Here is a 26,629-nt window from a genome sequence, read left to right as displayed (position 1 = left end):
TTTTTAATTTGCTAAGACCGATGATGTGTCCGACATATTTCGATGTCTGCCCAGGTTCGGCTCTTGACATAAGCAATGAAGGACAGGAAAACCGATGCGCCAAAGTTCGCGCTTGGCCTTTTCAAGGGCCAAAACGCTGTCGTAAACAAAGGATACCGTCCTGTTTTCGACATCGATATCCAAGATACGGATGTCCAGAATCCGACTTAAATTTCGAACGATAACATGCTTGCATGAATCGGAAGAAAGATCTTGTAGTTGTGCAGTTGCTCTCATAGTGTTGTAGATTTTGGGTTAGACCCTAAAGCTATATCGAAGGGCCATCTTTTAAAATGACTTTGGTCATGCGCTGTAATTTTTATATGGATTTCTTTTGTACTACATTCGATTCGCATGGAAAAAGAATTTGTACTTGGCCTAGATATAGGCGGAACCTATACCAAACTAGGATTGGTATCCCGAAAGGGAGAAATTTTGTCGGTAAGAAAATTTCCCACGGAGGCAAAAAAACCGTTCGATGATTTTAAAAAACAATTAGAATCGGAAATCAATGCCCTAAAAGCAACAGTTCATACCGACCAGAAAATTTTGGCCATTGGAGTGGGCGCACCCAATGCAAATGGATATTCGGGCAACATGGAACACGCAGTCAATTTTCGATGGGGCGATGATGTGCCTTTGGTGGCTTCGATCAAGAAAATTTTGGACCTTCCTGTTTCCCTGACGAACGATGCCAATGCCTCCGCCGTGGGAGAATTGCAGTTCGGAATGGGGAAGGGAATGGAGCATTTTGTGGTCTTGACTCTGGGCACAGGTTTGGGCAGTGGTATTATTTCCAATGGTGAACTGCTCATCGGCCAAAATGGAATGGCAGGTGAAATAGGGCACGTCAATGTCGTGCCAAATGGTAGGCAATGCAACTGTGGCCTAAAAGGTTGTCTCGAAACTTATGTTTCGGTAACGGGCATGCGGCGGACCATCTTTGAACTTCTTGCGGATATGAACGCAGATTCAGAATTAAGAACTATCAGTTTTGAGGATATGACGGGGGAAATTATTTCCGATGCCGCCATAAAAGGTGATGCCATAGCCCTAAAGGCATTTGAAGAAACCGCCGAATTTCTCGGAACCCAAATGGCCGATACTGCGGCACATTTAGATCCCGAGGCCTTTATTCTTTTAGGAGGGCTCAGCAAAGCGGGCGACATCCTTTTAAATCCAGTTAAGGCCGCTATGCAGCGGAATCTTTTTCACGCCTATAAGGGTAAAGTAAAGATTTTGATGGTCGATAGACCCAGTAATCATTCGGTTTTGGGAGCGGCAGCTTTGGGGTGGAGAGCGATTCAGGTTTGAGCGGGCTAAAAACAATAGTATTTTTTCAATTATGAGCTACGATATCCATTACAAGACCGAAAATTTATTTGGCGAGCCCTATCCTGAGCTTATCGATTTTTTCGCCAACTATCCGACCAGAGGAAAAGTATTGGACATGGGTTGCGGACAGGGGCGAGATGCCATCCCGATTGCGAGGCTCGGATACGAAGTTATGGGAATAGATAACTCCAAAGTCGGAATCGAACAAATGTTGCAAGTCGCCGAGAAAGAAGGATTGAATTTAAAAGGAAAGGTTTCGGATATCCACAAATTCAGCAAGTATCAGGACTTTGATTTTGTATTGTTCGACAGTATGTTTCATTTTCAAAAAAAGGACAAGGAGAAAGAAACTGGACTCATTAAAAGCACAATTAAAACTGTGAAACCTGGTTGCCTGATCATACCTTGTATTCAAGATACCGGAAACAAAGTCAAAATTCTAAATGAAGCGATCGACTTTGAAAATAAACTAGAACGGTTGACCAACATAAAGTTCAATTACACGTGGGAAGATAAAGAAACCGGTCACGAGTCAACCACGCGGTATCGAATGATCGTTGCGAGAAAATAGTTTAACCGAAAGCTTCTAAACCGTTCTTTTTTATCGTTCCATCAAATGTGCCAACTGCTCATCGTCAAGCACGTGTTCGGTAACCGTGAACAATTGTTTGCGGTTTTTGCGAACGGCCTTGGTAAACAGGGCGATTTCATCTTCCAATTCTTGGTGTTCATCGCGAAATTGACCTGCATTATTTTTAAAGGGTTCGTCGATTAGGTTTGCCAAATGTGAAAGGTGCTTATCTATTTTTTCCAAAAGCAGTTGGCATTCTTTGGTATCGGCCAAGATGCTTGTTCCCACTTTTTGAACATCTTTTAAATTATTCTTTTTTGTAATCCAGATAAAATATTTATCAATAAGATGATGCAAAAATTTAAGATCATCCTTATAAAATAGTAAATCTGATTTCCAATGCTTGGTCAAGATGTACAGTTCTTGCCAATCGGTTTCTTGTATAAAATTGGCCTTGGGCCTTGCTCTTAGATCGCTCATTGTATTTGAATTTAATTTGAAAAATATAAGAGTAAATTTAGGTTGTACGGCGGTGTTCAAAAATGATATTTATCATGGATGATAATTGATTTCACAATGAGTTCACTTCCAAAAGTTGGCATATAATGATTGGCCTTAAACATGACATTTATCATCTTTTTAGCACATTGGGTTGCCTAGTTTAGCCCAAATCAACCACAAACCACATATGAAGACGATAAGCCTCTTTTTGACCCAACGCATCGAGAAAAATAACATGCTGTCGGTGTGTATCGGCGTTATTTATCTCTGGTTCGGAATGCTAAAATTTTTCCCCGGTGTGAGTCCCGCCGAGACCATCGCCATGGATACCATTCATGAACTGACCTTCGGAGTTATACAACCGCAATTGTCGTTGCTTCTGTTGGCCATTTGGGAAACGGCCTTGGGTATATTACTTATCGGAGGATTCCTAAACCGGTTTGCCTATCTCTTGGCATTAGTACATATGGTACTGACCTTCACACCTTTTTTCTTTTTCCCGGAACTTACGTTTACCAAAGCTCCTTTCGGACTTACGCTTTTAGGCCAGTATATCATGAAGAACATTGTTTTTCTGGGTCTTTTGGTGTTCCTTTTAAATAAGGAACGGAAGAAAATAGTACAGTAATTCCGTTTATCCCGATTCAAAATTATTCGTACAATCGCAGCCGATTCTGTAATCGGGTCATTTCTTTTTGCATTTCTTCCATTCGGTTCAGCAGTTGGGTAATAACTTCGATACCTTCGAGATTGATATCAAGTTCTGAATGCAGACGCAGTATCTTTTCTGCCTTTGGCAGTTCGGTCAAGGGCATGTAAAGCGTGTTCTTATTCTCTATGATATTGACGAGGCCAAATTCCTTGAACTCCACGATCATGGCCTTAGAAATTTGGTAACTTTTACAAAAATCGGTTATGGTAATCAAGTCTTCGAGGTTCATGTCATTTTATTTTTTGAGCGAAACCAATTGTTTAAAAAGTTCCTTTTCTTGCGCTGATAATTTGGTCGGGGTCTTAACGGTATAGGTAATGAACAGGTCTCCGTACTGTCCTTCCTTTTTATATATTGGAAAACCTTTGCCCTTCAGTTTTACCGTAGTGCCATTTTGGGTCTCTGGCTTTACTTTGAGTTTGGCCTTTCCGTCAAAAGTAGTAACGGTAAGCTCACCACCGAGCACAGCGGTATAAAGATCAAGATCTACATTTTTGTAGAGGTTGTTTTTATCACGTTTAAAGTCGGTCTTGTTTTCTATGGAAAACGTAATATAAAGATCGCCCTTGGGCCCTCCGTTTCTTCCAGGGCCACCATGACCGGCAATTTTTATTGTCTGTCCGTTTTCGATACCCGCGGGAATGGTAATGCGGATATTCTTCCCGTTTACGGTCAAGGTCTGTTTTTGGGTCTTGTAGGCATCGCGAAGTTGTAGGCGCAGTTCGGCGTTAAAATCCTGCCCCCGGAATTTTACTTGTCGGCCACCGCCACTTGAAAATCCGCCCCCACCGAACATGGCATCGAAGAAATCCGAAAAATCGCCTCCCCCGAAATCTTGTCCTTCGAAACCTCCCGCATATTGCTGTGATCTTCTTCGTGATCCTTGGGCTTTTCGTGCCTTTTCGAATTCCTCGGCATGTTGCCAATCCTTCCCATATTGATCGCCGTACTGATCGTATTTCTTTCGTTTTTCCGGGTCACTCAAAACCTCGTTGGCCTCGTTGATTTCCTTGAACTTCTGCTCGGCCGTTTTATCATTCGGGTTGACATCGGGGTGGTATTTTCGGGCGAGTTTCCGGTAGGCAGATTTAATTTCCTTTTCAGTGGCGTTTTTTGAGACTCCTAATAACTTGTAGTAATCTATGTATTCCATCCTTTTTATAACTGCTGCTGATTATATGGGTTCAATCAAGCCTGTTTTAGTCCAAATGTAAAAGTAACCGTTGCCGCAAAAGCGAAAAATGACGGTTGTCATACTTCTTGCGTATAGATAGTATTATCTTGTTCTATTCGGTAGGGGTTTCACAATAGTACTATTTTTTTGATTCTCAGTATCGCGAAAGATGTGTTAAAACCAAATGATTTAGTAAAATTGATGGACTTGGCAAAAGTTAAAAAACTACCTTTAAGACATGCGTGTTTTCGAAAAAAATAGTAACATTTTCAAATTGCTTTCAGAAGCGGTTTCGGAGGGTATCGTGGTAGTGAATCAAGAGCAGATGATCGTTGCCGCGAACAACAGGGCCAACGCTATGCTTGGTTACGATGAAGATGAATTAGTGGGCATGTCTTTGAACAGCCTTATACCTAAATCTTTGCGTAAATCACATAAAAAACATGTTCAAGATTATTATAAACAAGAAAAGCAACATAGAAAGGCGAGGGGCAGGAATCTTTTGGGTTTGAGCAAAAACGGCGAGGAAATACCTATTGAGGTAGGTCTCAATCCGTTTTCGTTATATGGCAATACGTATGTATTGGCTCTGATTCTTGATTTGACCGAATCAAAGCAGAAAGAAAAGGAAATCTATGAGTTGAATGCCGATCTGGACAGAAAAATAAAGGAACGGACAGGCGAATTGCGGGATACGGTTGCGGAACTGAAACGCGAAATCAAGCGAAGAAAAAAGGCGGAGGAACGAATAAAATCAGCCCTTCAAAAAGAACGGGAGTTGAACGAATTGAAGACCAAATTCCTTTCGTTGGTATCGCACGAATTCAAGACCCCGTTAAGTGGAATTTTGACTTCCGCGACCTTGGTGGGTAAATACGCCGAAGCCGAACAGCAAGAAAAACGTGACAAGCATTTGAAGACCATCATTGGGGAAGTCCGGCACCTGAACGCCATATTGAACGACTTTCTTTCTATTGAAAAACTGGAGAAAGGAAAAGAACTCTACACGCTGGCTGATTTTTCGTTGAGCAAGGTCGTGAACGAGGTGGTTTATAATGCCAATATGATGCTAAAGATCGGACAAAAAATAAACTATCCTTCGAATATCGATGATGTTACCTTATGCCAAGATGAAAAAATCGTGACCATTGCCCTGACCAATCTTTTGTACAATGCGATAAAGTATTCTTCCGAGGATACCGAGATTGACCTAGTGGTAAAATTGCTAAAAGACAAGGTCGTTTTTCAAGTAGTCGATCAAGGAATAGGCATTCCAAAAAAAGACCAAAAGCATATTTTTGAACGGTATTACAGGGCGGAAAATGTATTGTTGACCCAAGGTACCGGCATTGGTCTCAATATCGTAAAAGGCCATTTGGAAAACTTGGGGGAAGCCTCTCTTTTATTAGCGAAGAAAACAAGGGAAGCACTTTTACGGTCGAGTTTCCTCTTGAAAAGTGATTTTTTAAGTAGGTAATCTTAAGGCACAGTTTGCAGTCGAAAAAAACTATGGGTTGTTTAAAAAAGATTATAAATGGTAAAATGAAAAAGATATCAAATAGAATTTTTATTTTATAACATCCCCAAAAAATAAAGAACACCTCTATGAGAAAACTACTCATCATCGAAGACGACACCGTGCTAAGAGAGAACACGGCCGAGCTTCTACATTTGGCGGGGTACGAGCCTTTGACCGCACCGAACGGAAAATTGGGTATCAAAATAGCTAAGGAACACCTCCCTGACTTGATTATTTGCGATATTATGATGCCCGAACTAGACGGGTATGGTGTGTTGGAAAACATGTCGCAAGACAAAGCGACGCGACAGATTCCTTTATCTTTTTATCCGCAAAAACGGAGCAAAAAGATATACGAAAAGGCATGGAGCTAGGTGCCGACGATTACCTCACAAAACCCTTTGAAGAATCTGAACTTATCGGCGCCATAGAAAGCCGCTTGGCACGCATCTCGATTTTGAATGAGGCAGTGGTAAAACAAAATCAAGAGGATGCACCTTCGGGTTATGGTATACGAACCATTCATGAACTAAAGAATTTTATCGACGATAACGGAAAGGAATACCAATTTAAAACGGGGGAGACCGTATATAACGAGAGTGGTAATTCAAGCTTGATCTTTCTTATTTCAAAAGGAGTCGTCAAGACCCACAAACTCGATGAATTGGGCAAAGAACTGATAACAGGCATTCATAGGCCGGATGATTTTTTCGGTTTCACTTGTTTTACCAAAAACCTGCTATATCAAGAATCCGCCACGGCCATGGAAGATGTGACAGCTGTTTCCATAGCAAGGGACGAACTCAAGAATATACTTCGAGAAAACCATCAATTGACGATGGAGCTCATGCAAATGTTGACCGAAAACCTTTCCGATACCAAAGAGCAATTGCTAGAAATGGCCTATGGTTCTGTCCGTAAAAAGACGGCTCGAACCATATTGAAGTTCGCTGAAAAATTACCAAAGGACCACCAGGGGAGACTTCATATTTTGCGCAGCGACCTTGCCAGCGTGGCGGGAATGGCCACGGAGACCCTAATCCGCACCTTATCAAATTTTAAAAAGAAGGCCTGATCAAAATAGAGGATCGAAACATCCAGATTTTGGATATTGAGCGTTTGAGTAGGGTATATTGATTTTGTCTTTTTTTGGCTCCCCTCCTTTTTCAAGGAGGGGAATGAATCCGCCTTTGGCGGAGAAAGGGGTGGTAAAGGCCGACACGCAGGGAAGGCTTCGAGCTTAGAATAGAAAAAATTGCCAAACCTCATGCAACCACCCCGTCTTCCCGCCGGAAATGGCGGGAATCCACCCCTCCTTGAAAAAGGGGGGAGTCGTTTAAGAAACCACTTTTTTATTCCGGCCAAAATTATCCCAGATTTCCTTTATCACTGAGGGTAGGCTTTCAAATGCCATTTTATTCTCGACCCGTATAATCAGACAAGACCCCAAACCTGACCAATATCATTTGCCATCCCCGTTTTGCTTTCTACTTTTAACTTCAGTAAAGCTAAAACCAGATTAAAATGCAAAATATTCTCGTCCCGACCGATTTTTCGGAAAATGCCTTCAATGCTTTGAAGTACACCCTTGAACTGTTCAAGAAAACCAAATGTACCTTTCATTTGTTGCATATTGACCCGATTCCGCCTTATTCGGGTGCGGGAACGGCCGTACGCTCGGCCTCACGGAATTTTGGGGACTATGTACTCAAACAGAGTAAAAAAGAGTTGCAAGATCGATGGCGGAGGTTGAAAAACTGCCACTGAATCCAAAGCACACCTTTGTTACCCTCGCCCTGCATGATTATTTTGTAGATGCTATCAAAAGGGAATCAGAAAACAAAAAGATCGACCTGATCGTCATGGGAACCAAAGGAGCCACCGGACTCAAAAAAGCGACTGTTGGAAGCAACACCGGCGATGTGATTACAAAAATAAAACAACCCTTGTTGGCCGTTCCAGAAGATACGGTGTACGAGAAGCCACGCGAGATTGCCTTTGCCACGGACTATCATATCGGCTATGACGCAAAAGGTATTGGATACCTTGATACGTATGGCCGTTATGCACGATTCGATAATACGTATTCTGCATATTTCAAAAAAAGGGGAGCGGTTGACCGAGGAACAAGAAAAGAATAAAGATTTTCTAGATGATTATTTGGTGGATGTCGAACACAGTTTCCATTCCCTGACGGGCACTAAACTGGAAACTGCAGTACAATGTTTTACCGAAAGTAGGGATATCGATATGATCGCCATGGTTGCCAAGAACCTCAATTTCTTCCAAAGAATATTATTTAGGCCCGCCGTAGAGGAAATAAGTTACCATGCCGAAGTACCGTTTTTGGTTTTGCATGAATAAGTCCAAATTTCAAAAGCAAGAGAACCAGAACCTTTAAACCTTGAAGCGTATATACTTTTCACGCAATGCCCAGACCAAAGACCAAAGACAAGCTTTTAGAACTGAGCCAAAAGAGTTTTGATAAACTCAACGATTTGGTCGATTCTTTTGCAACGAAAGAATTGAACAAAGAATTTCCGGAAGGATATTTGAACCGAAATATCAAAGATGTATTCGCCCATTTACATCATTGGCATCTGTTAATGCTCGAATGGTACACTATAGGAATGGGTGGAAACAAACCTGATATGCCCGCCAAAGGCTATACTTGGAAAACCTTGCCCGATTTCAATCGCGAAATCCAAAAAAATATAAAGACGTTCCCTTGGAGGATGCGCGAAAAATACTAGGTGAATCTTTTGCATCCGTTCAAAAAGTAATTCGAAACCATACTGAAGGAGAGCTCTTCGAGAAGAAAAAATATAAATGGACAGGCTCTACCTCCCTTGCGACCTATCTGATTTCCGCGACCTCTAGCCACTATGATTGGGCCTATAAATTGATCAATAAATGTAAAAAAGAAATAACTATTGAACTAGCGATCAATCAGCGTAATCCTGGATTCGCGACCTGACGAATATCATGGTTTTTGGTCATTATCCCATTTAATTTTGATACAAACTGATGACCATGAGAAAAGTATTGGTGCCCACTGATTTTTCGGATAACGCGTTCAACGCGCTAAAATATGCCTGTCAGATTTTCAAGTACGAGAAAAGCGAATTCTTTATCCTGCACGCCTATGCCGACGAGGTATACCGACAAGATGCGCTGGAGGAACGCTCGGAACTGAACGAACTCAAGGATTCCGTTTTTCAACAATCCGAAGAAAAACTAAAACATATCAAAACCCAGCTTAAGGAATACTCGCCCAACCCGCACCATAAATATAGGTTCGTTTCGGTCTTCGCAACCTTGATCGATGCCGCCAACGATTGGGTCGGAGACGAGAATATGGATATCGTGGTCATGGGCACCCGTGGCGAAACCAATGACCGAAAGCTCACTTTTGGCAGCAACACGCTTCAGGTATTGAAATATGTAGATTGCCCTGTGCTGGCAATTCCTGAGGGCTATGTCTACCATCCACCGAAAGAGATTCTTTTTCCCACCAATTATCTAGTGCCGTACAAAAGGAGGGAACTCAAACTATTATGCGATATGACGGGTTCTTTTCGATCGACCATCCACATGCTGTATATCGACCCGATAAAAAAACTCTCGTTGCGCCAAGAAGACAATCAAGAGTTCTTGAAAGGCTGTTTGCAAAAACCAAAATTGGTCTTCGAGACCTCGCCCGAAAAGGAGAAGACCATCGCCATATCGAAATACATTGTGCATAAAAAAATCGATATGCTGGTCATTGTCAACTCCCGGCACTCGTATATCGAGGATATGCTGTACAGATCCACGATAGATGAATTGGGATTACATGTGAAGATTCCCTTTTTGGTCATGCAGAACTTGACGAGATGAAAAAAGTTGCATGGTACAAAGTAGGACGCCCTTGAACTTTGAATAAAATGAAACTTAAAGACGAATAAAATGAAACGAATCATATTACCCACCGATTTTTCCGACAATGCCTATAACGCCATCCGCTATGCGGTACAACTTTTCAAGAATCAGGAATGTACTTTTTATCTCTTACATACCTATACCCCGGCCATTTATCAGTCGGAATATGTGCTGCACAGTCCTGGACAAATAGGTCTTGGCGATATTTATCACGAAAGTTCCATGACGCAACTAGAAGAGGTAAAAGCAAAGGTCGAACAGGATTTCAACAATCCCAAACACACTTTTATGGTCCATTCCGCTTTCAATATTTTGGTAGATGAGGTTTTGGAAACCATAGCAAATGAAAAGGCCGATTTGGTCATTATGGGCACCCAGGGCGCCACAGGGGCCAAAGAAATTCTGTTTGGCACACATACGGTGCATATGATAAAAAAAGCCATTTGCCCGGTGATTGCAGTGCCTTCCAGATTTGAATATGAAACCCCCAAGGAGATTTTGTTTCCAACGGATTATGAAATCGATTACCAAGAAGAACAATTGGAAAATCTTCTTGACATTGCCTACGAGCATATCGCCAGCATTGAGGTAATTCATGCTTCTTCCGGTTACGATCTAACTGCAAATCAATTGAAGAACAAACAAAAATTGGATAGCTTGCTTTCAAAGGCCGCCCATCTGTTTCATGACCTGCCAAGTCAAAGTGTTATCGATGCCATTAACAATTTTCAGATGAAAAAACGCATGAATCTTTTGGTCATGATCCAGAACAAGCATAACTTTTTCGAACGATTGTTCATCGAACCTATCATCAAGAAAATTGGGTTTCACGTGAAAATTCCATTTATGGTAATCTCTTGTCAAATCAAAAAATAGAAAAATGGAGAATATACTGGTTCCGACCGATTTCTCGAACAATGCTTACAATGCCCTGTTCCATGCCACACGATTGGTCAAAGGCAAAGCATGTACTTTTCACGTGCTCAACACCTATAATGAATACACGCCATTACGAAGCAAAAGCGTAGGCAAAACACTGATTGCCCAATTGAAGGATGAATCAAATGAGGGATTGCAACGTGTACTTCATCGCATCAAGCTCGATGAAGCGGATCCGAAGCATACTTTCAAAACAATCTCCGAACACGGTGAACTTATAGCGGCCGTTTCGAATGTTGTAAATACGGAAAAAATAGATTTGGTGGTCATAGGCAACAGTGGTCGTTCAGAAATCGAGGCCATTTTTATGGGAAGCAATGCCTTGGATGTTATCGGTGCGATTGAACAATGTCCGGTTTTGACCATTCCTAAAGAGGTAGATTTTAAGCCGCCAAAAGAAATTGCATTTGTGACCGATTATCAACGCCCGTATGATGCGGGATTGCTTCAACCATTATTACTCATGGCCAAACAATACAAATCCAAGATTTGTTTGATGCACATTAATGAAGAAGAAGTATTGGACAGGGATCAAGAAATGAACAGAAGCATTCTTCTAAAGTACCTTTTGCCCTTTGAATACACTATGCACTGGATGCCACTCTTTAAAAACAAGGCAAATTCCATCCACACCTTTTTAAACGAGCTGGACATAAAAATGCTGGCTATGGTCAATTACGAACATAGTTTTTTGGAACGTATAACACGAGAGCCTGTCATTAAAAGGGTCGCCTTTGATCTTGATATACCTTTTTTAATAATTCCCTCATTCGACTGACCGTTGTCATAGTATTTCTTGAGGCGAGCATTTAATTTTATAGGATAACCCTAAAATTATTTGTTATGGACAAGAGAGTTTTATTACCAACTGATTTCTCGAAAAATGCATTGAATGCGATTCGTTATGCATTAGATCTTTATAAAGATCAAACCTGCGATTTCTATTTTTTGAACGCGTTTACCGTAAACGGATATTCCATTGACAATATGATGGTTCCCGAACCTGGTGAAAGGGCGTACGAAGCGGCAAAAAAAGCTTCTGAGGATACATTCGTCAAACTGATGGATGTATTGGCACTACATCACGATAATACCAAACATACGTACCATACGATTTCGACCTATAACTCCTTGCTATTTGCCATTAAGGATATCATCGCGAAGAAAGACATCGATATCGTCGTCATGGGCACTAAGGGAGCCACGGGTGCCGAAAGTGTGATTTTTGGAACGAATACGGTAGATGTCATGGAGAAGGTAACCGAATGTCCTGTACTTGCCATACCTGAAAATGCGCGTTTCGAGAAGCCAAAAGAAATTGTCTTTCCGACCGATTACAAGACCGCCTTCAAACGAAAAGAACTCAACTACCTATTAGAGATTGCTAAATACCATAAGGCCTTTATAAGGGTCCTTCACATTGTCAAAGAATCTGAATTGAGGGGAAATCAATTGAGCAACAAAGAATTGTTGGAGTCGATTCTTGAAGGCACTGATCATAGCTACCATACCTTGACCGACCTTAAAGTAAAATCGGGCATAAGTGCTTTTATCGATAGTCGAGAGAGTGATATGATTGCCTTCGTAAATAGAAAGCATAGTTTCTTCGGAAGTCTATTGTCCAAACCATTGGTCAAAGAAATGGGCTATTACTCGAAAATTCCCGTGCTGACCCTACATGATGTTTCCTAAAACCATTGTTATGAAAAGAATTGGAATATGGATGGATAAGGAAAAAGCCCAAGTCGTCATACTAGGTGACGAAAGGGAGAAGCTGTATACCGTTCATTCAGAGATGGAATTCTATCATCCAAAAGGTGGTTCGGGAACGAGGTTTAAGGGTGGCCCTCAAGATGTCGTGCAAGACAGTAAGTATCTTGAGCGTGAAAAGCAACAATTGAAAGCTTATTTTAAGAAGTTGGTCAATGTCATAGAGGGTGCCGATGTCCTTGTTCTCTTTGGCCCTGCAGAAACAGCTGAAAAGTTCAGAAAAGAATTACAAGAACACCATAAGTCATTAGCTGCAAAAATAATGACCGTAGCAAAGGCAGACAGCATGACCGAGAATCAGGTCAAGGCCTTGGTTCGGGATTTCTATAAAACCGCTACCTAAGGTGCAAGAGATAATCGATTTTCTGAGCCAACCTATGGCGGTCAAAATAATACGTTTGCTCTTGTGGCTTTTCGTCATAGTGATTTCCATAAGTTTTCTTCGCAAACTTTTAAAACGTCGAATCGACGATGTGACAGTTCGCTACAAGGCGCAAAAAGGTGTCGAAATCATTGGTTATGTGCTTATTGTGCTGTTGTTGCTCATTTCTTTTACGCTGGAAAGTGTTAAGGATTATACTATTATCATTGGCCTTTTTACCGCTGGCATCACGTTCACGCTGCAAGAATTGATATTGAGCATCGCTGGCTCGTTCTACATTTTTTTCGTTCGGGTCTACAAACCGGGAGACCGTATCGAAATCAATGGTATTAAGGGTGATGTCATCGATATTGACAGTGTCTATACCACCATTATGGAAATGGGTGAATGGGTAAGTAGCGATAATTATTCGGGCCGGATTGTCAAGATCAGCAATGCCTTTGTATTCAAGGGACCCATTAAAAATTACTCCATGGACTTCCCTTTTGTTTGGGATGAACTTAATGTTTTTATTACCTATGGGTCTGACGTTGAATTGGCAAAAAAAATAGTGTTGGAAACTGCGAATGCACAACTCTCCGATTATGTCAAGGGTTCGAAAACGAAATGGTCAGCAATGGTCGAACGTTACTATATCGAAGATGCGAAAATAGATCCCACCGTTGCGGTTCGGTTGACCGATAACTGGGTCGAGCTGAACCTGCGATATATTACCGATTATAAGCGTAGACGGATGACAAAACATGAATTGTTCGAAACCATAGAACAGTCGATTTCTCAAACTAATGGGAAGGTAAAATTGGCCTCGGCCACCCTTCAACTTTTACAAATACCGGAACTGGATGTCAACCTCAAGAAATAAAACCACCAAAGAAATCGATCTGGAAATTGTAAAATCATCGGGAGAAAAAGTACGTTTCTCTATCGAAAAACTTCGTAGGTCTTTACAGCGAAGTGGTGCCGATGATACTTTGGTAAAGCATATCGTTGATAAAGTGCGCGATGAACTTTATCAGGGTATTTCCACCAAGGAAATCTATAATCGGGCTTTTGCTTTGTTAAAACAAAAAAGGTCCGTTTTTGCCTCAAAATATAAATTGAAAAAGGCCATTTACGAATTGGGCCCGACCGGATTCCCATTCGAGAAATTCGTGGCCGCTATTTTGGATTTTTCAGGATATAAAACTGAAACGGGCAAGATGCTTCCTGGTATTTGCGTAACCCACGAAATCGATGTCTTTGCCGAAAAGAACGGAAGCGTCAGTATCATCGAATGCAAGTTCCATGGTGAGGAAGGGCGAAATTGCAACGTAAAAGTGCCGCTCTATATTAATTCCCGCTATCGGGATGTAAAGCAACAATGGGACAAAAAGAATGACAAAACCAAAATACTCGATAGGGGCGGTGTAGTAACGAATACACGCTTTACGGCCGATGCCCTAACCTATGGCAAATGTGTGGGCCTCAATCTGTTGAGTTGGGACTATCCTAAGAACGACGGACTCAAAGACCGTATCGATCGTTTGGGGCTATACCCAATTACCGTTTCACAATTATTGACGAATCGTGAAAAACAGTTTTTATTGAGTAGGGATGTTGTGTTGTGCAGACAGTTGATAAAAGACAATTTTTTTCTTGATCATTTGGGAATTTCCGATTCCCGGAAAGAAAGGATATTGCAAGAGGTCGGGCAATTGTGCAATAACTGATGTAGGTACTATGAACAAAGTAAAAATCCATTTTCTAGGAGCATCCGGTACGGTAACCGGTTCCAAGTTCTACCTCGAAACTCCCGAACAGAACATTATGGTCGATTGCGGTATGTTCCAAGGGCTGAAAGAACTTCGGGAGCTGAACTGGAAACCCTTCCGATTGATGCTTCCAAAATAGATGTGGTGCTTTTGACCCACGGCCATTTGGATCATACAGGATATTTGCCCAGATTGGTCAAAGAAGGTTTTGTTGGAAAAATTATCGGTACGGCCCCCACTTTATCAATAACCTCGATTATTTTAAGGGATAGCGCCAAAATTCATGAAGAAGAGGCTGAGCGCGCCAATAAAGAAGGCTATAGCAAACATCGACCTGCGTTGCCATTTTATACGGTCGAGGAGGCTGAGCGAGCCATTGATTTATTCGTTACCGAAGAAAGAGATGTCTGGAATATGATTTCTGAAAATATCAAATTTCGATTTCGATACAATGGACATATCATCGGTGCGACTTTCATTGAACTGGAAATCTTTGGTAAAGTGTTCGTTTTTTCAGGAGATGTCGGCAGAACCGATGATTTATTATTATCTCCGCCCGAACGCCCGAAATGGGCCGACTATCTTTTTTTGGAAAGCACCTATGGCAATAAATTACATCCTGAAGAAGATGTGGAAGAAATCTTGGTTTCTCTGATAAAGAGAACAATAAACGAAAGGGGAAACCTGATTATTCCCTCCTTTGCCGTGGAGCGTCTGCAATCATTGATGTATCTCTTATGGAAATTATATAAAAAGAACCGTATTCCCAATATTCCCCTTTTTATTGATAGTCCTATGGGGAACAGTGTGCTCTCCGTTTTCGAGAACCATCCTGCTTGGCACAAACTGCCGTTGGACGAATGTCGTGCCATGTGCAACCATTTTAATATCATTACTTCCTATAAAGACACTTGGAAAACTATAGATGACACAAGGTCAAAAGTCGTTATTGCCGGAAGCGGAATGGTCACAGGGGGGCGTGTATTGACCTATTTGCAACAGTTGATAGACATCTCTACCACGACGGTCTTATTGGTCGGCTATATGGCCGAGGGTACCCGGGGAAGACAATTGTTGGAAGGTGCCCATGAGCTGAAATTCTTTGGCAAATACTATCCGGTAAGGGCAAAAGTCGAACACCTGGAAGGTCTTTCGGCTCACGCCGATCAATTCGAATTGTTGGATTGGTTGAGCGGTATTAAGAACATTCCAGAAAGGGTATTTTTGATCCATGGTGAACCAACGGCTTTGGATGCATTCCGTGTCAAAATAAAGGACACCTTCGCTTGGCAGTCACATATTCCACGTTTGCATGAAATATTAGAATTGCCCATTTCTTAATGGACTGACGAATATCATTGCTATACCAAATAGCTCACAGTAGTTTTATGGGAAACACCCGTTATCATGAACCCAAATACTACACATACAAAAACGGAGCAAACCAAAAAAGTAGAAGACCTGCATGCCGATTGCCGAAACTGGAAATCGAAATTTCGCTTTTTAGATGACGAGTTTTCATTTATCGAACGGTTGCTCAACTCTTATGTTTTCGAGCCCAATACCCCCAATCTTTTTGAGCGGCTACAAGATTATCTAAGTCGATTGAAAAAGGTCAAGGCGAACAAGGTCAGAGTTTTAGAAAAGATTTCAAACCATGAAAATGATTTAGGAGGAATGTTGGAATGCACCGACGATACTTGTGACTTACGATTTTATCAGAAACACGATGCTCTAGAAGCTGAAGTGGTGTTCGTTATGGAAGATTTTCAGTACTTGAAGTCAGAAATATTCAATTATGCCGGTGGTATTCTGAAAAAACGAAAACGAGACTTTTGAACTTTGATTTTAATCGTGGAGTGTGACCGAAGCGAACCTGACCAAAATCATTTCAATTTCATTCCTTGCACCCTAATTTTAGTCCAATATAAATTGTTTAACCCTTAAAATCGAACGCTATGTCACTTATTAAATTCAACAAGAGCGGATTTCCTTGGAGTAACAATCTGGTTGATTTATTCGACCGCGATGCTATCTTCGATGAAGACTTCTTCAATCTTGAAGAATCGACTCCTGCTATGAACGTTAAAGAGCACGAAAACGACTTTGAAATCGAGTTGGCCTCTCCCGGCTTTGAGAAAAAAGATTTCGAAATCACCATGAAAGATGATGTACTTGAAGTATCCGCAAAAAAGAGTAAGGAGGAAGAGGAAAAAGACGATGACTACACCCGAAAAGAGTTCAATTATCGTTCGTTCAGGCAATCACTTCAGTTACCAAAAACAGTCGATGATTCCAAAGACGTGAAGGCTACCTACAAGAACGGCATCCTCAAGTTGCAACTAATGAAAAAAGAAGGGGCAAAGCGAAAGGCAAAAAGGAAAATCGAGGTCGTTTAATCTTGTAAAAACGGCAAGATTTTCGGGGGAATCTTTACCGTTTTTGAATATCATTAAACAAAAATGTCATGAAGACCCAGAGAAATAAACATAGCTACATAGAATGGCTCAGTGCCGAAGAGATGCATGCGGCTAGCATACAATGGATGTCAGAACTCAAGTTCGCAAGAGACGAACAGTTGTTCCTGAACGATTTGGTAAAATCGTACACGCTACAATTGGTAGATAGCGAAGTATTCGATGAAAGCAAAAAAATTATAGTTGCCATTCTAAAGGCTGAAAGAGAAGTGGTCGTACTGATGAAGAAGGTACAATCGCACGAAAACCTTTTGGAAATTATGGTCAACGACGTCGATGAATTAAAAATGGAAAAAGCCTACACCGAGACCCATTGGGAACTCACCTCGGAAATCAAAAAGTATTTGGCCGAGTATCGAAAGTTGAAGTCCAGACTTTTCAAATTGGTTTCCAATGTAATGAAGAAGCAAAAGCAAAAAAGATTGTTGAACTAATTACCACCATCATGAAAAAAATATTCATTTTATCCATATTAATTTTAATGGGATGTTCCTCCGCTGAATTGGTCGACAACTGGAAAGATCCCGATATCGTAATTTTTTATGCCAACAAGGTGCTACTGGTGGGGATGACACAGAATGAAGAGGCACGAACTGATTTTGAAAGTCGTCTGAAGTCCGAATTTGATCAAAGGGGAATAGAAGCCATGCGCAGTATCGACCTTTTTGATGTGGCGTTTACAAACACAAAAAGAACGGAAAAAGAATTGGACGATGTGGAGCGTAGCCTTCTCGACAAGGACTTTGATGCTATACTTTTAACCAAGATAACCGGTTCTGAAAATCGGCAAAGCTTCCGACAGAGTGTTGCGAAATGGAACAACCAGAACAATAGGTTCCGTGATGATTATCTCCGCCATCAAGATATCTATTACGATGACGAATACTATGAAAACTTCACTGTTTACCATGCCGAAACTTCACTATACTGTATCTGTGAGGGAAAGGAAAGGGCATTGATTTGGCGCGGGAATATCGAAATAACCGATCCCAATAATATTGCGAAAACAGTAAACGATTACGTGAAACTAGTGGTTGTGGCGATGGAGGAACAAGATTTGATTTTTCACAAAGAAGAAAAAGATGAAGTTACTGGTCTATAGTGCAAAAGAGTATGAAATTCCCTATCTGAAAAGTGCGGCCAAAAAAGAATTCAAGGTAACCTATACCAAAGATGCGCTAGATACTCATACCGCTATTCAAGTTGTCGGGTACAACGCAATTTCAATTTTTTCCGGTGATGATGCTTCTTTGGTCGTACTCGAAAAACTATGGGAGTTAGGGGTGCGCTATATTACCCTGCGCTCTGCGGGGTACAATAACATACATATCAAGGCCGCCAAACGGTTCGGTTTCAAAGTGGCGAATACACCGGACTATTCGCCACATGCCATTGCCGAACATGCCGCCGCGCTTCTGTTGGCCTTTAACAGGAAACTCATTTTGGCCGATGCCCAAGTACATACTTATAATTTTCTGCAGGAAGGCCTAATGGGCTTCAACCTTCACGGAAAAACAGTTGGCATAATCGGCACAGGAAGAATAGGTAGCATTATGGTCAAGATAATGCATGGCTTCGGATGTAAGATTCTGGCCTGCGACCTAAAACCTGATATGGACTTGATAGAACTGTGCGATGTGACCTATTGTCCGTTGGATGAGCTCTGCCGAAAATCGGACATTATCAGCTTGCATATACCACTTACTTACGAAAACCACTATTTGATCAACGCCGAAAAGCTAGCTTTGATGAAGCAAAATGCTATTCTGATAAATACTTCCCGAGGTGCTATCGTCCATACCAAAGAATTGATCAAGGTTTTGGAGGAAGAAAATCTTGGAGGCTACTGTACCGATGTCTATGAAAAGGAAAAAGGCATCTTTTTTAAAGATCATTCAGATGACGGAATCAAAGATGGTCAATTGAAAAGGTTGTTGTCATTTTCAAATGTGTTGCTTACCCCACATCAAGCATTTATGACCGATGAAGCCATGCGCAATATTGCAAAGACGACATTTGAAAACCTGGATTGTTGGGAAGAAGGTCGCAAATGCGAAAATGAATTGGGCTATGAAACCTTGATTTTTTGATTCGAGTTGCGCACCTGATATTTCATGGTTGTTTCAGCTAAATTTTCAACCCTTAAAGTTGGATGTACACATTCCTATTCCAGTCTGGTAATAGAATTCCAGAACAAGTACGGTAAAACGTAACCCAGTAATCACCTTATCATCGGTGGCTACTGGTTTTTTTATGAAATTAAGACAAATCTTCATCGATATTTCATGAGCAATTCACGGCCCGCCCATTTTTCATTGTCGAGCAAAGCCACGGAAAATGGAAAAACGACAATCAAAAGTACTTTTTAACATCCATGGAAGTAATCTCGAAGTGCCGTAAAATTGCGCTGATTGTTGAATTTAGTTCCTAAAATGTTGTACATTAGCCCTCTACGCGGGGATTTTGGCCAAGCAGTAAAAATAGCAATGTGCATTTTAACGACCGCGTATCGAAAGTGGCCATGTTGATTATTTGTGTGTTTTTAAAAACACAACCTTAGATAAACGGACGAATAGTGCAGTTCAACCTTTTTAAAATTAGGTGTTATGTCAAAGAACGACCAAACCGTATTTAAATTGAATGGCAAAGTCGAGAGTACGACTTCAAAGATCGAGACCATAAAGAATTTGATATTTGGCGAGACCATTGAAGCCTATGATTCTGAGTTCGAAGTACTCAAAAAAGATATTCTTGACAAGAAAAAAGTCTTGGAAGACTTGGTCGAACAGGTAAGAAACGATCTGAACATCGCCATTGACAATATTGCAACGGATACCAATATCCGTATTACAGAAGTAGAAAAGAATCTTGAAAACAGAATCGAGAATCTTGAAGAAGATGCCGTAAACAAAAAGATGCTGGGGAAATTGCTTGTCGAACTTGGCGAGAAAGTTGGTAAAAAATAATCCGATTGAAAATTCCCCTGATGAACGAGAAGGACAAGATTGAGATCTTAAAGGATATTCTATTCACTGATGACCGTGAATTCGAAGAAAGAATATCCAAGCGGGTCGATATGCTTGAACGTACGGTCAACAAGAAGAAACAACTTTCCAAAAAGGTCGATCCGCTCATCGAACACCAACTAGCGGAATTTGCCAAAAGTATTCCACAGACCTTGGGGCCTACAATTACCGCTACTTTAAAGGAAGAAATAAAGAATCACAAAGATGAAGTTGTTGACGCCTTATATCCAGTTTTGGGCAAGATGGTCAAAAAGTATGTGGCGCAGGAAATGAAATTACTTTCCGAAAAAATAGATGGGCAATTAGGCTTTCTTAAAAGTTGGAAACGCAAATTCAAATCCATCTTTTCGAGCAAGAGTGAAGACCAACTTATGATGGACGAACTGTCATCGGCGAAAATCGAACAGGTTTTTTTAATAGAAAAAGATTCGGGTATTTTAAAGGCGGGGTACGTAAAATCGAAAACTATCGATGAAGAAATGATCTCGGGCATGTTCACGGCTATTAAATCTTTTGTAGAAGATGCTTTTGAGCAGAAAGATCAAAATCTGGAACTTATCGAATATGAATTGTACCAGATTCATATTCAGAGTTTTGTGACCCATTATATTGCCGTGGCAATATCGGGTAATTATTCCCTGAGCTCGAAAAACAAACTACAGGATATTATTTTTGATTTCTACCACCGATATATGGCCATGAATTTAGACCTTGTCTTTGACACCTTGAATGCGGAGAAAAAGATCATTCCCGTCAGAAGGGATACGTTGGAACGGGAATTGGCACAAAGTTTCGGCAATGCAAGAATCTAAAAAAATTGTCATCCTGGGTCATTTTGGTGTTGGAAAGACTTCCTTGATCCGAAGATTCGTAAGCAATAGCTTTTCTGATAACTATAAGGTTACGATTGGGGTTCATATTACCAAGAAAGTAGTCGAAATTTCTGTTGGAAAGAATATTTCCCTCATTCTTTGGGATTTGGAGGGAACGGACGATATAAAAACCATCCGAAGTTCATATTTATTGGGAACACATGGCGCCGTATTCGTTTTTGACGTTACGCGCCCTTCGACCTTTCAGAATTTGAACGATGACCTGAAGATAACTACTGAGAAACTACCCGATGTTCCGCTTATCGTTGTGGGTAATAAGGTCGATTTGGTCGATTTGACGGACTTGAATTCCATTTTAAAGGAAAACAATATCAATTCCGATTTTCTTTCCAGTGCCAAGACCGGCGAATCTGTCGAAGAACTCTTTCATAAAATGGCAACTCTTTTACATAACCATGCTTGAAAAATATCGCCGGCAATATAGAGACCATAAGGTACAGTTCATCTTTGTGGACTACGATGATACTATTGTCGAAAGTGATCAGACTCTTTTCCCATTAATAGCAGGTTCTAAGCTATCAGAAGAACATCCTTTTTTCGAAAGTGTATCTTCATTGCTTGAAAGTTCTGACGAAGTGTTCAAGTTCTTTTGCATCCATCTAAGAATTGAAAAAACATCTCTTATTACCGATATAACGATGATAAAGAAAGACGAAGGATTTCTTCTGATAATCGATGATCTTTCTGAACATTATGACTCCTATCAAAGTGTTGCCCAGTCACGTAACGAGTCTATAATAAAGACCGAGTTGACCGTTATCAAGAATCAAGAACTTGAAGAAAGAGAGCGATTCAAAAATAGTTTTATTCAGAATTTCAGCCATGAACTCAGAAGCCCTTTGACGGGCATCATGGCTATTTCAGATATATTGGCTACTACTTCACTGAACGGTGAACAGCGAAAAATGTTGGACTTTCTAAAGCATTCGAATTCAAATTTAAGTTTGATGCTTGAAGATATACTTAATATAAGCTCCATCGGGTCAGGTAGACTAGAGTTACAGCAGAAGCTTTTTAGTCTAGCGAAGTTATTTAAGCTCCTAGAATTTACCTATAAAACGAAAGCCAAGAAGAAAAACCTTGATTTCTATTGTCATTTAGATGAGAAGGTTCCTGAATTTGTAGAAGGAGACAGGTTGCGAATATATCAAGTGTTGACCAATTTACTTGACAATGCTATTAAGTATACGACGAAGGGCAATATTAAACTATCCATAGTATTCAACCAGAAATGGGCGAACAAGGTAAGCCTTCGTTTTGAAGTTTCCGATACGGCAAATGGCATTCCACAAGAATCTTTCGATACTATTTTTGAAAGTTTCACGCAATTAAACACTGAAAACAAAGCAAATGGGTCCGGTCTTGGTTTGGCGATCGTAAAGGGCTTGCTTAAACTTATGGGAAGTAAGATAAGACTGAATTCAACGGTTGGCGAGGGCTCTGTTTTTTACTTTGACCTTCTTTTACGGTTTCCTTTACAAACCTTTCCCGCAGAGCATATGGATAATGCAAGTGTGTTTGTGCCCGAGAGGATCAAAAGAATAGTGATAAATTTCGCCTTCTAGTGGTGGAAGACGACGAACATATTCAGACGGTGATTTTAAAGATGTTGATAGATGTTGGGTTTTTTCAGGTTGAGATGCTGAACGACGGAGCGGATGTTATGAAAGAATTGGTCAACAACCCTTACGATCTTGTTTTAATGGATATTGATTTGCCCAATGTTTCAGGAGACCATCTCACAAGCCTTATTAGGGATTTTCCTTTCAAGAACATAAAACGCATTCCTGTTATCGGTCTAACGGCCAACGCGTTCCCTGAACAGGTGCAAACATATCGCAATTCCGGTATGAACGAAGTAGTGACCAAACCTTTTGAAAAAGAAGACCTGCTAAAGACCATATTTCGCATGTTAAAATAAGAATGGGTTCTTGCTTCATGACCCGTTCATCTTCTAAAAACTTTTTCAAATCGATATTTTTTAACGAACAGATAAAATTATAAAGTAAGAAAAAGCCCATAAAAGTGCATTTCATCGATAAAAATGTACACTTTATCGGCACTTTATTTTTCGTTCAAAATCTTTTCTTTCAACTTATCCATCACTTCTTAGTTTTAAGGGTTGCTACGAAAAACGAACTTTGAATTCCTTATAACCAAACCTTTAAAAATGACATGTAGCTAAAATGAGTGGTGTCGATAGTACGTTGATAGTAAAGATTTTTTTCGGTATTAGTCTAATCGTTTTTCTAATTACCCTTTACGTCATTTTACCGGCTTTTTTGTATGATAAGAGAACTTTTTATAGGCCTGAACTGATAAAGGCGATGTGGAACAGATTCTATGCCGCATCATTGGAGAGCACAAAAAATCAATTGGGCAAGAATTAAAAAAAAAGAAACATGATTCAGAAAACAAAAATCGTTTCGCCGCCAGTTTTGAGATCAGTGAAAAGAAAAAGTAAGATAGGGCTATACCAGCACTAACCATGTATGTTGTCCGACATCGGTCTAACAGTTGAATTCGCTTTTTGAAATTCAATATCGCAGTGGAGCCTGCGGAATTAAAGAAAGCACACCTTTAAATAGAACAAGGTGAAAATGAATTTTAATCGTTGGGTCGGATAAAAAGCCCTGATTCGTCAGGGCTTTTTGATAAAAACTGAAGTGCAGACCGGGTTTTAGGAGAACTTCGAAATGCATAAACTATAGACTTAACCCTTATCTACCGATGTTCTATTTTAAAAAATAGATTATGAATATGAGAAAATCCGTAGCAATTCTGGTCGTTCTGATTGCGTTGTTCTTTATTGCAAAAATAGTCTTGGAATCGTCTCATTAGCGTTTAAAAAAATAATGGAGATCAGAGTAGATTGATTTTTTAAGTTAGTTCCCCCGAAGGGCATTTTGAATTTTTTCAAAGTGTCCTTTTTTGTTCGAAAACACTACCTAAAAAGAATCAAGATAGCCCCTACTGCGGTCAAGACCAATATCATTTTTCTGTAAAAATCCTCTTTGATGATTTTGACCAAACGAACTCCCACGAACAGACCGATTAAAATCCCTGGCACAAGTTTCAAATTAATAAGAAGCGTTTCAGGAGTTATTGTACCCCATGACCAAATATGAAAAGGGAGTTTGAAAATATTTATGATAAAAAAGAGCCAGGCCGCAGTGCCTATGAATTCATTCTTAGGAAGGCGCATCGCCAAAAAGAAAATATTTGAAAAGGCTCCTGCCAAATTGCCGACCATGGTGGTAATTCCGGCCATGATGCCCATGAATCCGGCAAAGCTCCAATGGGTAGGCACTGCCTTTGATTTTCTTTTGTCCCACCAATACATCATGATGACGCTGCCAAGAATTATAATGGCCATTCCTATTTTGAACGTTTCTTCGTCGAGATCTTTTCCAATAAGTACTCCAATGAGAACACCCCCCATCATCCAGGGTAAAAAACGTAGAATATATTTCCATTGTGCGTGACGGTTGTAGTAAATGACGGCAAAGATATCGCCAACTACCAACAAGGGTACGATCAAACCCGTAGACTCCTTTGCTCCGAATGCCAACGCCATTAAGGTAACTATGATGATAGCGATTCCCTTTACTCCCGCTTTCGAAATCCCTAAAACAAAAGCGGCCGTAGAGGCAATGGACCATGCGGTCAATGATATTTCAGAAGTTATCGATACGAGCAAGAGGTATGTTTAGCGAACAATGGACAAATGTATCTTAAAAAATTTTATCTTTAGCCATCCACCAACACCCGACCTATGGAACTCAGTACGCTCGATTATAGCTTTATCATTGTATTTTTCGCAATCGTTTTAGGGATTGGAATCTATGTTTCTAAAAAATCGGGCAAAGACTCCAACGAGTTTTTTCTATCCGGAAGAACAATGCCTTGGTGGTTATTGGGTCTTTCTATGGTGGCAACCACCTTTTCTACTGATACGCCGAATTTGGTAACCGATTTGGTCAGAACAACAGGTGTTTCGGGCAACTGGGGTTGGTGGTGTTTTCTTCTTACGGGTATGCTCACGGTTTTTGTTTATGCTAAACTTTGGCGGAAGTCTAATGTCAAAACTGATTTGGAGTTTTACGAATTGCGTTACGGGGGAAAGCCCGCTCGTTTTTTGAGAAAATTTCGTGCCGTTTATTTAGGCGTTCTTTTCAATGTGATTACCATGTCTGCGGTAAATCTCGCGGCCATAAAGATAGGAGGGGTCATGCTTGGACTAGAACCCTTGGAAACGATAATAGGCGCTGGTCTTATTACCGTCGTCTTCAGTGCCTTGGGTGGATTCAAAGGTGTAGTCTATACCGATTTTCTATTGTTTTTCGTAGCCATGGCAGGGGCAATCGGTGCAGCTTTTTATTTGGTAAACTTGCCCGAAGTAGGCGGAATACAGGCTATTATCGAAAATGATTTGGTAAAATCGAAAATGGATATCTTGCCTGATTTCAGCGATAAAAAATTGTTCATTACGATTTTGGTCATTCCATTGGCCGTTCAATGGTGGGCCAGTTGGTATCCAGGCGGAGAACCGGGCGGCGGAGGTTATATTGCGCAACGAATGTTGGCAGCAAAAAACGAGAACCATGCTATCGGAGCAACTTTCTTTTTCAACATTATGCACTATGCGCTACGCCCATGGCCTTGGATTTTGGTAGCACTGGCATCTTTGGTGGTTTATCCCGATATTGCTAGTATTTCGGCGGCTTTTCCGAACGTACCCGCCGACAAATTAGGTCATGATTTGGCGTATTCGGCAATGTTGACCAAACTGCCAAGCGGCCTTTTAGGAGTAGTCTTGGCCTCGCTTGTAGCAGCTTATATGAGTACAATTTCTACACAGCTGAATTGGGGTTCATCTTATATGGTATTTGATTTTTACAAGCAACAGGTCAATCCGAATGCGACTGAAAAGCAAATGGTGGCGGTTGGTAGATTATCGACAGTCGTACTTATGGTTTTAAGTGCGATTTTAGCATTGGCCTTGCAAAATGCGGAGGAGGTTTTTAAACTGTTGATATCGTTCGGGGTCGGTACAGGTCTGATATTTATTCTACGGTGGTTTTGGTGGCGTATCAATGCATGGACAGAGATTTCAGCCATGTTTGCTTCAGGTATTCTTTCGATTTTGATTGCCACTACATCATTAAAGGAAATTCTTTTCGGTATCGAGAACGGCTTATTTCCTGACTGGGCCGAACTCCCTTTTATTATGATTGTTACGACCATTATATGGTTGACGGCAACCTTTATGACCCAACCCGAATCAAAGGAAGTATTGAGGAGTTTTTATCGCAAAATACAGCCAGGTGGCCCAGGATGGGCCAAAGTGGTCGAAGAAGCTAAAATCGACAATGTGGAAATTGTGACCACAAATGAAAAGTGGAGCGTTCCTTCTGGAATTACAGCCATGCTTTTAGGAGTTGTTCTAGTTTATTCTATGATGTTCGCTACTGGTTATTGGATTTATGGAAGGACAACGCAAGCAATGATATTGACCGGTATTGCAGTGGTCTCGGGCTTCTTATTGATGAAAGCATGGAACCGAATGAAAGACCATATTCTCTAAAAAGTTTAAGCCTGCCTGCCGGGAGGTAGGTT

The 26,629-nt window shown here is 40.8% G+C and carries 33 protein-coding genes and 2 pseudogenes; 30 read left to right on the top strand and 5 right to left on the bottom strand.

Annotated features, from left to right (window positions below; translation table 11 throughout):
* Window positions 1–3: 3 nt before the first annotated feature.
* The gene (locus N8A86_RS07825; protein ID WP_273568529.1) at window positions 4–276 is read right to left on the bottom strand and encodes a hypothetical protein; all 273 of its coding nucleotides are present in this window, start codon (window positions 274–276) and stop codon (window positions 4–6) included.
* Between the two features lie 117 nt (window positions 277–393).
* Here N8A86_RS07825 and N8A86_RS07820 point away from each other — a divergent pair, with 117 nt between their 5' ends.
* Both N8A86_RS07820 and N8A86_RS07815 read left to right on the top strand, forming a co-directional pair.
* Window positions 394–1,353, top strand: coding sequence for an ROK family protein (locus N8A86_RS07820; RefSeq protein ID WP_273568528.1), 960 nt, complete (start codon window positions 394–396; stop codon window positions 1,351–1,353).
* Between the two features lie 31 nt (window positions 1,354–1,384).
* The gene (locus N8A86_RS07815; RefSeq protein ID WP_273568527.1) at window positions 1,385–1,945 is read left to right on the top strand and encodes a class I SAM-dependent methyltransferase; all 561 of its coding nucleotides are present in this window, start codon (window positions 1,385–1,387) and stop codon (window positions 1,943–1,945) included.
* Window positions 1,946–1,975: 30 nt separating this feature from the next.
* Here the strand turns inward: N8A86_RS07815 and N8A86_RS07810 are convergent, their stop codons facing one another.
* On the bottom strand, window positions 1,976–2,425 hold the full coding sequence (locus N8A86_RS07810) for a hypothetical protein (RefSeq protein WP_273568526.1): 450 nt from the start codon (window positions 2,423–2,425) through the stop codon (window positions 1,976–1,978).
* 208 nt (window positions 2,426–2,633) lie between these two features.
* Here N8A86_RS07810 and N8A86_RS07805 point away from each other — a divergent pair, with 208 nt between their 5' ends.
* The gene (locus tag N8A86_RS07805; RefSeq protein WP_273568525.1) at window positions 2,634–3,074 is read left to right on the top strand and encodes a DoxX family membrane protein; all 441 of its coding nucleotides are present in this window, start codon (window positions 2,634–2,636) and stop codon (window positions 3,072–3,074) included.
* A gap of 22 nt (window positions 3,075–3,096) precedes the next feature.
* Here N8A86_RS07805 and N8A86_RS07800 read toward each other — a convergent pair whose 3' ends face one another.
* Complete coding sequence (locus N8A86_RS07800; RefSeq protein WP_273568524.1) at window positions 3,097–3,387, bottom strand: chaperone modulator CbpM; 291 nt, start codon at window positions 3,385–3,387, stop codon at window positions 3,097–3,099.
* Window positions 3,388–3,393: 6 nt separating this feature from the next.
* A complete protein-coding gene (locus N8A86_RS07795) occupies window positions 3,394–4,311 on the bottom strand; it encodes a J domain-containing protein (protein WP_273568523.1) in 918 nt (305 codons plus the stop codon).
* 259 nt (window positions 4,312–4,570) lie between these two features.
* Between N8A86_RS07795 and N8A86_RS07790 the strand changes: the two genes are divergently transcribed.
* The 26 genes and pseudogenes from N8A86_RS07790 (at window position 4,571) to N8A86_RS07665 (ending at window position 23,400) form a co-directional block, all read left to right on the top strand.
* Complete coding sequence (locus tag N8A86_RS07790; RefSeq protein WP_337251774.1) at window positions 4,571–5,809, top strand: PAS domain-containing sensor histidine kinase; 1,239 nt, start codon at window positions 4,571–4,573, stop codon at window positions 5,807–5,809.
* A gap of 128 nt (window positions 5,810–5,937) precedes the next feature.
* Window positions 5,938–6,225, top strand: coding sequence for a response regulator (locus N8A86_RS21520; protein ID WP_337251773.1), 288 nt, complete (start codon window positions 5,938–5,940; stop codon window positions 6,223–6,225).
* A complete protein-coding gene (locus tag N8A86_RS07785; protein WP_337251772.1) occupies window positions 6,216–6,926 on the top strand; it encodes a Crp/Fnr family transcriptional regulator in 711 nt (236 codons plus the stop codon). Before N8A86_RS21520 ends, N8A86_RS07785 begins: the two co-directional genes overlap by 10 nt.
* Before the next feature lie 449 nt (window positions 6,927–7,375).
* Complete coding sequence (locus tag N8A86_RS07780) at window positions 7,376–7,618, top strand: universal stress protein (protein WP_273568522.1); 243 nt, start codon at window positions 7,376–7,378, stop codon at window positions 7,616–7,618.
* The gene (locus N8A86_RS07775; protein WP_273568521.1) at window positions 7,591–7,992 is read left to right on the top strand and encodes a universal stress protein; all 402 of its coding nucleotides are present in this window, start codon (window positions 7,591–7,593) and stop codon (window positions 7,990–7,992) included. The genes N8A86_RS07780 and N8A86_RS07775 overlap by 28 nt, the downstream gene beginning before the upstream one ends.
* Window positions 7,967–8,215 carry a hypothetical protein gene (locus tag N8A86_RS07770; RefSeq protein WP_273568520.1) on the top strand — a complete coding sequence of 83 codons (249 nt, stop codon included), beginning with the start codon at window positions 7,967–7,969 and terminating at the stop codon, window positions 8,213–8,215. The genes N8A86_RS07775 and N8A86_RS07770 overlap by 26 nt, the downstream gene beginning before the upstream one ends.
* Before the next feature lie 65 nt (window positions 8,216–8,280).
* A pseudogene (locus tag N8A86_RS21990) lies at window positions 8,281–8,828 on the top strand (ClbS/DfsB family four-helix bundle protein).
* A gap of 56 nt (window positions 8,829–8,884) precedes the next feature.
* A complete protein-coding gene (locus N8A86_RS07755; RefSeq protein WP_273568517.1) occupies window positions 8,885–9,730 on the top strand; it encodes a universal stress protein in 846 nt (281 codons plus the stop codon).
* Window positions 9,731–9,799: 69 nt separating this feature from the next.
* Window positions 9,800–10,648: a universal stress protein gene (locus tag N8A86_RS07750; protein WP_273568516.1), complete on the top strand. Its 849-nt coding sequence runs from the start codon at window positions 9,800–9,802 to the stop codon at window positions 10,646–10,648.
* Between the two features lie 4 nt (window positions 10,649–10,652).
* Window positions 10,653–11,489, top strand: a complete 837-nt coding sequence (locus N8A86_RS07745; protein ID WP_273568515.1) for a universal stress protein — start codon at window positions 10,653–10,655, stop codon at window positions 11,487–11,489.
* Between the two features lie 65 nt (window positions 11,490–11,554).
* Complete coding sequence (locus tag N8A86_RS07740) at window positions 11,555–12,403, top strand: universal stress protein (protein WP_273568514.1); 849 nt, start codon at window positions 11,555–11,557, stop codon at window positions 12,401–12,403.
* 10 nt (window positions 12,404–12,413) lie between these two features.
* Complete coding sequence (locus tag N8A86_RS07735; protein WP_273568513.1) at window positions 12,414–12,824, top strand: hypothetical protein; 411 nt, start codon at window positions 12,414–12,416, stop codon at window positions 12,822–12,824.
* Window position 12,825: 1 nt separating this feature from the next.
* Window positions 12,826–13,725 carry a mechanosensitive ion channel family protein gene (locus N8A86_RS07730; RefSeq protein WP_337251771.1) on the top strand — a complete coding sequence of 300 codons (900 nt, stop codon included), beginning with the start codon at window positions 12,826–12,828 and terminating at the stop codon, window positions 13,723–13,725.
* A complete protein-coding gene (locus tag N8A86_RS07725) occupies window positions 13,706–14,572 on the top strand; it encodes an ATP cone domain-containing protein (protein ID WP_273568512.1) in 867 nt (288 codons plus the stop codon). Before N8A86_RS07730 ends, N8A86_RS07725 begins: the two co-directional genes overlap by 20 nt.
* Before the next feature lie 10 nt (window positions 14,573–14,582).
* Window positions 14,583–15,955, top strand: a pseudogene (locus N8A86_RS07720) (MBL fold metallo-hydrolase RNA specificity domain-containing protein).
* 66 nt (window positions 15,956–16,021) lie between these two features.
* Window positions 16,022–16,453 (top strand): hypothetical protein, encoded by a 432-nt coding sequence (locus N8A86_RS07715; protein WP_273568511.1) that lies wholly within the window; start codon window positions 16,022–16,024, stop codon window positions 16,451–16,453.
* A gap of 119 nt (window positions 16,454–16,572) precedes the next feature.
* On the top strand, window positions 16,573–17,013 hold the full coding sequence (locus tag N8A86_RS07710; RefSeq protein ID WP_273568510.1) for an Hsp20/alpha crystallin family protein: 441 nt from the start codon (window positions 16,573–16,575) through the stop codon (window positions 17,011–17,013).
* Window positions 17,014–17,081: 68 nt separating this feature from the next.
* Window positions 17,082–17,525, top strand: a complete 444-nt coding sequence (locus N8A86_RS07705) for a hypothetical protein (protein WP_273568509.1) — start codon at window positions 17,082–17,084, stop codon at window positions 17,523–17,525.
* A gap of 11 nt (window positions 17,526–17,536) precedes the next feature.
* Entirely contained in the window at window positions 17,537–18,193 is a 657-nt protein-coding gene (locus N8A86_RS07700; protein WP_273568508.1) for a hypothetical protein, read from the top strand.
* Window positions 18,174–19,181, top strand: coding sequence for a 2-hydroxyacid dehydrogenase (locus N8A86_RS07695; protein WP_273568507.1), 1,008 nt, complete (start codon window positions 18,174–18,176; stop codon window positions 19,179–19,181). Before N8A86_RS07700 ends, N8A86_RS07695 begins: the two co-directional genes overlap by 20 nt.
* A gap of 516 nt (window positions 19,182–19,697) precedes the next feature.
* Entirely contained in the window at window positions 19,698–20,057 is a 360-nt protein-coding gene (locus N8A86_RS07690) for a fructose 1,6-bisphosphatase (RefSeq protein ID WP_273568506.1), read from the top strand.
* Between the two features lie 5 nt (window positions 20,058–20,062).
* Entirely contained in the window at window positions 20,063–20,929 is an 867-nt protein-coding gene (locus N8A86_RS07685; RefSeq protein WP_273568505.1) for a cell envelope biogenesis protein OmpA, read from the top strand.
* On the top strand, window positions 20,916–21,413 hold the full coding sequence (locus N8A86_RS07680; protein WP_273568504.1) for a Rab family GTPase: 498 nt from the start codon (window positions 20,916–20,918) through the stop codon (window positions 21,411–21,413). Before N8A86_RS07685 ends, N8A86_RS07680 begins: the two co-directional genes overlap by 14 nt.
* A complete protein-coding gene (locus N8A86_RS07675; RefSeq protein ID WP_273568503.1) occupies window positions 21,406–22,575 on the top strand; it encodes a sensor histidine kinase in 1,170 nt (389 codons plus the stop codon). Before N8A86_RS07680 ends, N8A86_RS07675 begins: the two co-directional genes overlap by 8 nt.
* The gene (locus tag N8A86_RS07670; protein WP_273568502.1) at window positions 22,575–22,931 is read left to right on the top strand and encodes a response regulator; all 357 of its coding nucleotides are present in this window, start codon (window positions 22,575–22,577) and stop codon (window positions 22,929–22,931) included. Before N8A86_RS07675 ends, N8A86_RS07670 begins: the two co-directional genes overlap by 1 nt.
* Window positions 22,932–23,196: 265 nt before the next feature.
* Complete coding sequence (locus N8A86_RS07665; protein ID WP_273568501.1) at window positions 23,197–23,400, top strand: hypothetical protein; 204 nt, start codon at window positions 23,197–23,199, stop codon at window positions 23,398–23,400.
* Window positions 23,401–23,954: 554 nt separating this feature from the next.
* On the opposite strand, the gene N8A86_RS07660 is transcribed toward N8A86_RS07665, so the two are convergent.
* Window positions 23,955–24,710 (bottom strand): sulfite exporter TauE/SafE family protein, encoded by a 756-nt coding sequence (locus N8A86_RS07660; protein WP_273568500.1) that lies wholly within the window; start codon window positions 24,708–24,710, stop codon window positions 23,955–23,957.
* A 75-nt stretch (window positions 24,711–24,785) separates the two neighbouring features.
* Here N8A86_RS07660 and N8A86_RS07655 point away from each other — a divergent pair, with 75 nt between their 5' ends.
* A complete protein-coding gene (locus N8A86_RS07655) occupies window positions 24,786–26,597 on the top strand; it encodes a sodium:solute symporter family protein (RefSeq protein ID WP_273568499.1) in 1,812 nt (603 codons plus the stop codon).
* Window positions 26,598–26,629: the final 32 nt, after the last annotated feature.

This window comes from Maribacter halichondriae, from assembly GCF_027474825.1.
Classification (GTDB): Bacteria; Bacteroidota; Bacteroidia; order Flavobacteriales; family Flavobacteriaceae; genus Meishania; species Meishania halichondriae.
Note: the sequence above shows the minus strand (reverse complement) of the source record. Positions and strands in the feature narration are given on the sequence as shown.